Origin of the sequence: Clostridioides sp. ZZV15-6383, assembly GCF_020657735.1 — a bacterium.
GTDB lineage: Bacteria > Bacillota > Clostridia > Peptostreptococcales > Peptostreptococcaceae > Clostridioides > Clostridioides difficile_D.
In genome coordinates, this window is sequence record NZ_JAGWCV010000016.1 from 58,639 (window position 1) to 68,480 (window position 9,842).

Annotated in this window: 9 protein-coding genes; all 9 read left to right on the forward strand. The window is 30.6% G+C overall.

The features are described 5' to 3' along the window. Nucleotides 1-2: 2 nt before the first annotated feature. Nucleotides 3-1,973 (forward strand): ATP-dependent zinc metalloprotease FtsH, encoded by a 1,971-nt coding sequence (gene ftsH, locus KGF42_RS08245; RefSeq protein WP_054275403.1) that lies wholly within the window; start codon nt 3-5, stop codon nt 1,971-1,973. Between the two features lie 316 nt (nt 1,974-2,289). Beyond that, a complete protein-coding gene (locus KGF42_RS08250; RefSeq protein ID WP_227826101.1) occupies nt 2,290-3,267 on the forward strand; it encodes a biotin--[acetyl-CoA-carboxylase] ligase in 978 nt (325 codons plus the stop codon). After that, entirely contained in the window at nt 3,260-4,228 is a 969-nt protein-coding gene (locus tag KGF42_RS08255) for a P1 family peptidase (protein ID WP_227826102.1), read from the forward strand. Before KGF42_RS08250 ends, KGF42_RS08255 begins: the two co-directional genes overlap by 8 nt. A 185-nt stretch (nt 4,229-4,413) precedes the next feature. Continuing rightward, nucleotides 4,414-5,004 (forward strand): ECF transporter S component, encoded by a 591-nt coding sequence (locus tag KGF42_RS08260; RefSeq protein ID WP_227826103.1) that lies wholly within the window; start codon nt 4,414-4,416, stop codon nt 5,002-5,004. Nucleotides 5,005-5,022: 18 nt separating this feature from the next. After that, nucleotides 5,023-5,793 (forward strand): type III pantothenate kinase, encoded by a 771-nt coding sequence (locus tag KGF42_RS08265; RefSeq protein WP_227820865.1) that lies wholly within the window; start codon nt 5,023-5,025, stop codon nt 5,791-5,793. Nucleotides 5,794-5,928: 135 nt separating this feature from the next. Further along, nucleotides 5,929-6,897, forward strand: coding sequence for a tRNA dihydrouridine synthase DusB (dusB, locus tag KGF42_RS08270; protein ID WP_227820864.1), 969 nt, complete (start codon nt 5,929-5,931; stop codon nt 6,895-6,897). Nucleotides 6,898-7,005: 108 nt separating this feature from the next. Further along, complete coding sequence (greA, locus tag KGF42_RS08275) at nt 7,006-7,485, forward strand: transcription elongation factor GreA (protein WP_107598370.1); 480 nt, start codon at nt 7,006-7,008, stop codon at nt 7,483-7,485. A 14-nt stretch (nt 7,486-7,499) separates the two neighbouring features. Further along, nucleotides 7,500-9,029 (forward strand): lysine--tRNA ligase, encoded by a 1,530-nt coding sequence (gene lysS / locus KGF42_RS08280; RefSeq protein ID WP_227820863.1) that lies wholly within the window; start codon nt 7,500-7,502, stop codon nt 9,027-9,029. 308 nt (nt 9,030-9,337) lie between these two features. Beyond that, nucleotides 9,338-9,532: a hypothetical protein gene (locus KGF42_RS08285; RefSeq protein ID WP_054275396.1), complete on the forward strand. Its 195-nt coding sequence runs from the start codon at nt 9,338-9,340 to the stop codon at nt 9,530-9,532. Nucleotides 9,533-9,842 lie beyond the last annotated feature (310 nt).

Below are 9,842 nucleotides of genomic sequence, written 5' to 3' on the forward strand. Positions count from 1 at the left end.
TATTGAATAAGTTGCTAAAAGGGGCAGGTTTTTATCTACTTGTTTTTATAATTATAGTAGGTATAGTTCAATTCTCAGGTAAGCCTACAGAAAAAATAAAAGATTTAAAATTCTCTGAAGTATATAGAGAATTAACAGATGAGAATATATCAAGATTATACTTTGTAAATCAAACTTCTGTAGAAGGTACTATAAAAGATACAAATACAAAGTTTAAATCATATGTTCCAACAGAAGTAATGGGAAATAAACTTGCAGATGAGGTGTTAGACCAAGCTAAAGCAGGGAAACTAACTTTTGGTGGTGAAGCTAAGCCATCTACACCTTGGTTTGTCGAAATGTTGCCCACATTACTGTTAATATTCTTTATGGTGATTCTTTGGTTCGTATTTATGAATCAGTCTCAAGGTGGAGGCGGAAAGGTTATGAGCTTTGGTAAATCAAAAGCTAAGGTTCATAAAGATGATGAAAAAACTAGAGTTACATTTAAAGATGTAGCTGGTTTAGATGAAGAAAAAGAAGACTTACAAGAGGTAGTAGACTTCTTAAAGAATCCTAAGAAATATATTGAATTAGGTGCAAGAATACCAAAAGGTATGCTTATGGTAGGCCCACCTGGAACTGGTAAAACATATCTATCAAGAGCAGTTGCAGGAGAGGCAGGCGTTCCATTTTTCAGTATAAGTGGTTCTGATTTCGTTGAGATGTTTGTTGGGGTTGGTGCATCAAGAGTAAGAGATTTATTTGAACAGGCTAAGAAAAGTGCTCCAGCCATAATATTCATAGATGAAATTGATGCAGTTGGTAGAAAAAGAGGAGCAGGTCTTGGTGGAGGTCATGATGAAAGAGAGCAAACTCTTAATCAACTTCTAGTTGAAATGGATGGATTTGGAGTAAACCAAGGTATAATAATCATGGCAGCAACAAATAGACCAGATATACTTGACCCAGCTTTACTTAGACCAGGAAGATTTGACAGACAAGTTGTTGTTGGTACACCAGATGTAAAAGGTAGAGAGGCTATATTTAAAGTTCACTCAAGAAATAAGCCATTAAGTGATGATGTAAAAATGGATGTCTTAGCTAGAAGAACACCAGGATTTACTCCTGCTGATATAGAGAACTTAATGAATGAAGCTGCAATATTAACAGCTAGAAAAAGAGAAAAGAAAATTAAGATGGAAACTATAGAAGAAGCTATAACAAAGGTTATAGCAGGTGTAGCTAAAAAATCAAAAGTAATAAGTGAGAAAGAAAGAAGACTTACAGCATATCATGAAGGAGGGCATGCAGTTTGTGCTCATGTACTTGAGGAAGTAAGTCCTGTTCATCAAGTTACAATAGTTCCAAGAGGAAGAGCTGGAGGGTTTACAATGCAACTTCCTGTTGAAGATAAGTTTTATGCTACAAAAAATGAAATGAAAGAAAATATTGTAGTTTTACTTGGTGGTAGAGTAGCAGAAGAGTTAGTACTTAAAGATGTATCTACAGGTGCTTCAAATGACTTAGAAAGAGTTACAGCTACTGCAAGAAGTATGGTAACCAAATATGGAATGAGTTCTAAGCTTGGGCCAATGTCATTTGATAGTGATGATGAAGTATTTCTAGGTAATAGTTTTTCAAGCAAGAGAAACTATTCTGAAGAAGTTGCTTTTGAAATAGACCAAGAAACAAAGCGTATAGTTGATGATGCATACGATAAGACAAGAAGTATATTACAAGAAAATATGGATAGATTAGAGTATGTAGCACAAGCTTTACTTATATACGAAACTTTAGATGCAAAGCAATTTGTAAAAGCATTCAATAAAGAATTACCATTAAATGATATTGAAAATGCAATTACAGAGGAAAATTCTCCTAAAGAAATTGAAGAGCAACTTACTATAAAATTAGAAAAAAATGAAGAAGAAAGAAATAATGTTATTGATATAAACAAAAATTTAGAAAATAAATCTGATGAAGATAAATAGTTTTAAAATATTAGTAATTTAAGATTATTATCTATTATGGGTTAAATAATACTAAAACTGAAAGTATAATATTAAATTGATAAGCAAAGTATATTTGCATATGTTAATTTGATTGATACTTTCAGTTTTTTTATTATTTTAAAAATATTTAAGTAAAATATAAAACATATAAATTATCAACATAAAATATAAATCTAACTGTGGGAATAATTAAAAAGGAAATTTAAAATTAATAGTATTAAAGTTGTATTAATAATGTATAATTATTTATTAGAAGAAAATAAGTCATGAAATCATGTCATATTAGAGGTGAAATATGCGAGATAAGATAATAGAGATTATATTAAATAATAAATCTGAATTTATTTCAGGAGAGGAATTATCAAAACAATTAGGGGTGTCACGTGCAGCTATATGGAAACATATGAAAGCCTTAAAAGAAGAGGGATATAATATAGAATCTGTAAATAAAAAAGGATATAGATTAGCAGAAAATCCAACTGATTTGTTGAGTCCACAGAATATTTACTATAAACTAAATACAAAGTTTATTGGAAAGAATATTGAACATCTTGAAACTGTAGATTCAACGAATGAACATGCTAAAAGAATAGCTACAAATAGTGTAGATGGAACTGTAATTTTAAGTGAACATCAAGATATGGGAAAAGGACGATTGGGAAGACGATGGGATTCCAAACCTCATGAAGGAATATGGATGAGTATTATATTAAAACCGGATATGGAACCATTTAAAGCTCCATTTATAACTTTAATAGCAGGAGCAAGTGTAACAAAAGCCTTAAATAATCTAGGAACAAATACATTAATAAAGTGGCCAAATGATGTTATTTTAAATGGAAAAAAAATATGTGGCATATTGACAGAGTTATCTGCTGAAATTGAAAGAACAAATTATGTTGTTCTTGGAATTGGAATAAATGTTAAGATAATGGATTTTGAACCAGAAATAGTTGATAAAGCTACATCATTGTATAAAGAAGGATACAAGTTATCCAGAGTAGATATTGTTAGAAATGTATTGACTGAATTTGAAAAATTATATTTAGATTATAGTGCAAATAATTCCAAAGAGGAAACCTTAAAAATATGTAGAGATTATTCTGCAATTATAGATAAAAATATATATGTATTAAAAAGCAATGATAAGGAACTAGTGAAATGCTTAGACATAAATGAAGAAGGGAATCTGTTAGTTCAAAGCAGTGATGGGAGTGTAAAAGAAATTATTTCAGGTGAAGTTTCTATAAGAGGAGAAAAGGGATATGTATAATAATATTTTGGATATAGAAGGTCTAAAGGTTGGACAGGTTGAGGATAGAGATGGTCTTACTGGATGCACAGTAGTAATATGTGAAGAAGGAGCTACTTGTGGTGTTGATGTAAGAGGTTCTGCTCCAGGGACTAGAGAAACCGATTTATTAGACCCTGTAAATATGGTTCAAAAAGTCCATGCAGTGGTTTTAGCTGGAGGTTCTGCATATGGTCTTGAATCTACTTGTGGTGTAAGTAAATACTTAGAGGAAAAAGGAATTGGCTTTGATGTGGGTGTTGGAAAAGTACCTATAGTTGTGGGGGCGGTTCTATTTGATTTAGGAGTAGGAAATTTTAAATGTAGACCAGATATGCAGATGGGTTATAGAGCTTGTGAAGTTGCAAATGCTGATGTTTTAAATCAAGGAAATTATGGAGCAGGATGTGGAGCCACTGTTGGAAAGATAAGAGGGCAGGAATATGCTATGAAAGGTGGAATAGGTAGCTATTCTATAAAATTAGATAATGGATTAATTGTATCTGCATTGGTTGCTGTAAATGCTCTTGGAGATGTTTATGAAAGTGGTAAGGTTATAGCTGGTGCTTTAAATGATAAAAAGACAGAAACTATTGATACATATAAATTAATGAAACAAGGCGAAGGTAAGGGTGGGTTTAGTATAGATAATACTACGATTGGGATAATTGCAACAAATGCTAAGTTAACCAAGGCTGGATGTAAAAAGATATCTCAAATGGGACATGATGGATATGCTAAAGCTATCTTTCCTATCCATACACCTCATGATGGAGATACAATATTCACAATATCGACAGGAGAAATAGAAACAGATATAACATTAGTAGGTTCATTGGCTGTAGAGGTTGTGGAAAAAAGTATAATAAATGCAGTAAAAAAAGCGGATAGTGTAGAAAATATAATAGCATATAAAGATATAGTAAAAAAACGAGAAATATGATGAAATTAGCATATTTTTCTTGTCAAATTGTTGACAATGGCAACTCATCTTGATAAAATTATTCTTGTTAGAGCGGGCATCCTACAATGGTAGCTTGACTCATAATTAATAAGAAAAAAAGACGAAAAAACTAAAAAAATAAGTAGTCCGGCATCGTAATGAGCTGGAACGGAGGTGTATTTTTTATGATGAACACAAGTGCATCAGTAAGAAAAGTAAATGTAAGAAAGATGACTATAATAGGAGTACTATCAGCTATTTCTATTATGCTATCTATGACTCCATTGGGATTTATTCCAGTTGGACCTACAAAAGCAACTATAATGCATATACCAGTTATTATTGGAGCTATTATGGAGGGACCAATAGTTGGGGGAGTAATAGGATTTATATTTGGGGTATCAAGTCTCTTAAATGCTATAATAAACCCAACAGTAACATATTTTGTTTTTATAAATCCATTAGTTTCAATATTACCAAGAGTTATGATAGGTATATTGGCTTACTATGTATATCAGCTAATAATTAAAGCTACAAATAAGGTATACATATCAGGTTTAATTACAGGAGCAATAGGTTCCATGTTAAATACAGCTGGAGTTTTAGGAATGATATATGTCCTATATGCTGACAAGTATCTTCAGGCAATGGGTAAAAGTGGTTCAGCAGGAAAAGTAATAATGGCTCTTGCTGCAGCAAATGGAGTACCAGAAGCAATAGTAGGGGCTTTAGTAGTAGCTGCCGTTGCCACTGTACTTAAGAAAAGCAAAAAATAGAAAGAAGGTTAATGACATATGCTTCTAGTATTTGATGTTGGAAATACTAATATGGTTTTAGGTATATATAAAGGTGACAAATTAGTTAATTATTGGAGAATTAAAACAGATAGAGAAAAAACATCTGATGAATATGGAATTCTAATAAGTAACCTATTTGATTATGATAATGTGAATATAAATGATATTGATGATGTGATAATATCATCTGTAGTTCCAAATGTTATGCATTCTCTTGAAAACTTTTGTATAAAGTACTGTAAGAAACAACCATTAATAGTAGGTCCAGGCATAAAAACAGGTCTAAATATAAAATATGATAATCCAAAACAAGTTGGAGCAGATAGGATAGTTAATGCTGTAGCAGGTATAGAAAAATATGGAGCACCAAGTATACTTGTTGATTTTGGAACAGCAACTACATTTTGTGCTATCTCTAAAAAAGGTGAATATTTAGGTGGAACAATAGCACCAGGAATAAAAATATCTAGTGAGGCTTTATTTCAGAGTGCGTCTAAATTACCTAGAGTAGAATTAGCTAAGCCAGGTATGACTATTTGTAAGAGCACTGTATCAGCCATGCAATCTGGAATAATTTATGGATATGTTGGTTTAGTTGATAAAATAATAAGTATGATGAAGAAAGAATTGAATTGTGATGATGTTAAGGTTATAGCTACAGGTGGATTAGCTAAACTGATTGCTTCAGAGACAAAAAGTATAGATTATGTAGATGGTTTTTTAACACTAGAAGGATTGAGAATAATATATGAAAAAAACCAAGAATAATTAATATACAGGGAATTGGGTTATATATCCAATTCCCTTTTTATGATAGATTTCTAGATTTGTGTGGTATATTATAATGAGGAAATATGAATTTAAAGTTAAATCAGAAAATAAAGGAAAAATAGGAGAAAAACAATGAAAATAGGAAATTTAGAATTGAAAAATAAAGTTTTTCTATCGCCTATGGCAGGGGTAACAGACCTACCATTTAGATTGATTTGTAAAGAACAAGACTGTGGACTTTTATATACAGAAATGATAAATGGTAAGGCACTTTGCTATGATGATGAAAATACTAAAAAAATGCTTAAGATAGAAGAGGAAGAACATCCTGTAGCAGTTCAGATATTTGGTTCAGAACCAGATTTTATGGGAAGAGCAGCAGAGATAATGAATGATTATTCAAATGAAATTCTAGATATAAATATGGGATGTCCAGCTCCAAAGGTAGTTAAAAATGGAGATGGTTCAGCACTTATGAAAAATCCTAAGCTTGCAGAGAAGGTATTGAATGCAGTAGTGAAGAATTCAAAAAAGCCAGTAACTTTAAAGATAAGAAAAGGATGGGACGACAATAGTGTAAATTCTGTTGAAATAGCAAAAATAGCAGAAGCTTGTGGAATAAGTGCTTTAGCAATACATGGAAGAACAAGAGAACAATTTTATACAGGTAAAGCAGATTGGGATATAATTGCAGAAATTAAGAAAAACTTAAACATACCAGTTATAGGAAATGGCGATGTATTTACAGTCGAAGATTCAATAAATATGTTAGACAAAACTGGTTGTGATGCTATAATGATAGGTAGGGGTGCTCAAGGTAACCCATGGATATTTAAAAGAATAAACCATTATATGAATACAGGCGAGATTTTGCCAGAGCCAACTCTTAACGAAAAAATAAGTACTGCCATTAAACATTTAAAGCTTGCAGTAGAAGAACATGGAGAGTATGTAGCTGTAAGGGAAATGAGAAAACACATCGCTTGGTATTTAAAAGGTCTTAGAAACTCTGCAAAATTAAGGGATGAAATTAACAAAATAGAAGACTATCAAGAAGTTGTGTCGAAATTGGAGTACTATATGGAAGACTCCTTGACATAAAAATAATAGTGACTTATAATATAGCGCATAAATTAAAAAAAGATTATAAAATTTTTAAAATATAATTAGGAAAATTCCTAAGAAATTTGTGAAGGAGTTGTATTTATAATGGAAGAAAATAAAGAGTTTTTATTGACACAAGAGGGATATGATAAATTAGAAGAAGAATTAGAAAACTTAAAGGTTGTAAAGAGAAAAGAAGTTGCAGAGAGAATAAAGGTTGCTATATCTTTTGGTGATTTATCTGAAAATGCTGAGTATGATGAAGCTAAAAAGGAACAAGCACAAGTTGAAGAAAGAATTCTAAAATTAGAAAATATGGTTAGAAAAGCTGTTATCATAGATGAAAGCAAAATAGACCTTAATGTTGTTACAATAGGATCAATAGTTAAAGTTAAGGATTTAGAATTTGATGAAGAGGTTGAATATACTATAGTTGGTTCGACAGAAGCAGACCCATATGATGGTAAAATATCAAACGAATCTCCTGTAGGAAAAGCACTTTTAGGTAGAGCTGTCAAAGAAGTTGTAGAAGTGCAAGTTCCTGATGGAGTTGCTAAGTTTGAAATATTAGAAATAAGAAGATAATCTGGAGGAAAAAAATGAAAAATAATCAACAAAGCAATGAAGAAGCTCAAATTCAGGAAGACCTTAGTGAAGTACTTCAAGTAAGAAGAGATAAACTAAAAAAATTACAAGAAACAGGTAGAGACCCTTTTAAAGAAAGTAGATATGATAGAACTCATTATTCTATGGAGATAAAAGACAACTTTGATTCTCTTGAAGGTAAAACTACAAAAATAGCAGGACGTATAATGAGCAAGAGAATACAAGGTAAAGCTGGATTTATAGATATTCAAGACCAAGAGGGAAGAATTCAATCTTATGTAAGATTAGATGCTATAGGAGAGGAAGAATATAGTGTATTTTCGACGTATGATATTGGAGATATAGTTGGAATTGAAGGAGAAATATTTAAAACTAAAAAGGGAGAAATATCTGTAAAGGCTAAATCTGTAGTATTGCTATGTAAATCTTTACAAGTTCTACCAGAAAAATATCATGGATTAAAAGACCAAGAATTAAGATATAGACAAAGATATGTTGACCTAATAGTAAATCCAGAAGTAAAAAATGCTTTTTTAATTAGAACAAAAGCATTAAAAGCATTAAGAGCATACTTAGATGATAGAGGATTTTTAGAAGTTGAAACTCCAATATTAAATACTATAGCAGGTGGAGCAAATGCTAGACCGTTCATAACTAATCATAATACTTTACATATACCAATGTATTTAAGAATAGCAAATGAATTATATCTAAAGAGACTTATTGTTGGTGGATTTGATAAAGTTTATGAAATGGGAAGAATGTTTAGAAATGAAGGTATGGACTTAAAACATAATCCTGAATATACTGCAATAGAACTATATCAAGCATATGCAGATTATACTGATATGATGGAAATAACAGAAAATGTTATTGCACATATGGCGGAAGTTGCTACAGGAAGTATGATAATTAACTATCAAGGAACAGAAATAAACTTTACACCACCTTGGAAGAGAATGAGTATGGAAGATTGTGTTAAAGAGTATTCTGGCGTAGATTTTTCTACTATAAACACAGATGAAGAAGCATTAGAAGTTGCTAGAGAAAAAGGTATAGAGATAAAACCTGGAATGAGAAGAGGAGAAGTAATAAATGCTTTCTTTGAAGAATTTGGAGAAGATAAATTAATCCAACCAACATTTATAACTCATCATCCAGTTGAAGTATCTCCATTGTCTAAGAGAAATGTTGAAGACCCAAGAAAAACTGATAGATTTGAGGCATTTGCTAATAAGTGGGAGTTAGCTAATGCATTCTCTGAACTTAATGACCCGATTGACCAAAAAGGAAGATTCGTAGACCAATTAAGAAAAAGAGAATTAGGTGATGATGAAGCTTTTGAAATGGATGAAGACTTCTTAAAAGCATTAGAGGTAGGTCTACCTCCTACAGGAGGATTAGGAATAGGTATAGATAGAGTAATTATGTTATTAACTAATTCTCCATCTATAAGAGATGTATTATTATTCCCTACTATGAAACCTATTGATAACAATTCAAATAAAGAAGAAGAGAACTAAAAAATATTAGCATTCTACTAAGTTTTAAATAAAGTGTAACTATTAAATTAGCAATAAATAGCTTTATTTTATTTAAAATGTCAATGTAGAATGCTTTTTATATGTTTCAAAGAGACTCTCATATATTTAATTTATAAATTACCAACAAACGTTAGAAATTGATATTAGTTTTTGTTGATTGAGACTTTATATTTAGAAAATATGATTGAAAGTAATTTATTATGAAAATATATAGAATAATTTTTGAGAAGGTAAAAGGAATAATTTCTGAGAATACTATATATAAAAAATTATTGGGGGAATGTCTGATGTTTCAAGTGATTAATTTTTTATGCTTATTTTGTGTTGGATTTTTGGTTCTTGATGTTATGATATATTTTTGTAAGGATGCAATGGATATTTTTGAAAGTACAACTAAAGTTAATAAAGTTAAGAGTATAAATGTTTGGGCAGATAGAGTAAGAGCCAATTCATATTCTTATGAAAATAAAATTGCAAAATAGGGAAAGTTATATATGCATGTATTGTCTGTAATATCAAGGGTTATATCTATTAGTTTTAGTTAAGTTTATTAAAAAAAACAAAGAGTTATAACCTTTTTTAAAATAAAAAACAAAAAAAGTATTGACGAATTATTTTTAAGATGATATAGTATTACTTGTCCTTAAGAAAAGGGCAAACATAAAAAATGAACTTTGAAAATTAAACAGTAGGTTAATTTATAAACAAGAAACAAACCATAAAGCCAGATATTTTGATAACAATAGTATCTGAGCCTGATAAACTTTTATTTGAGAGTTTGATCCTGGCTCA

Coding starts and splice junctions, on each gene's coding strand:
- KGF42_RS08250 (WP_227826101.1), top strand. CDS start 2,290: ATGCGAGATAAGATAATAGAGATTATATTAAATAATAAATCTGAATTT.
- KGF42_RS08255 (WP_227826102.1), top strand. CDS start 3,260: ATGTATAATAATATTTTGGATATAGAAGGTCTAAAGGTTGGACAGGTT.
- KGF42_RS08260 (WP_227826103.1), top strand. CDS start 4,414: ATGATGAACACAAGTGCATCAGTAAGAAAAGTAAATGTAAGAAAGATG.
- KGF42_RS08265 (WP_227820865.1), top strand. CDS start 5,023: ATGCTTCTAGTATTTGATGTTGGAAATACTAATATGGTTTTAGGTATA.
- dusB (WP_227820864.1), top strand. CDS start 5,929: ATGAAAATAGGAAATTTAGAATTGAAAAATAAAGTTTTTCTATCGCCT.
- greA (WP_107598370.1), top strand. CDS start 7,006: ATGGAAGAAAATAAAGAGTTTTTATTGACACAAGAGGGATATGATAAA.
- lysS (WP_227820863.1), top strand. CDS start 7,500: ATGAAAAATAATCAACAAAGCAATGAAGAAGCTCAAATTCAGGAAGAC.
- KGF42_RS08285 (WP_054275396.1), top strand. CDS start 9,338: ATGTTTCAAGTGATTAATTTTTTATGCTTATTTTGTGTTGGATTTTTG.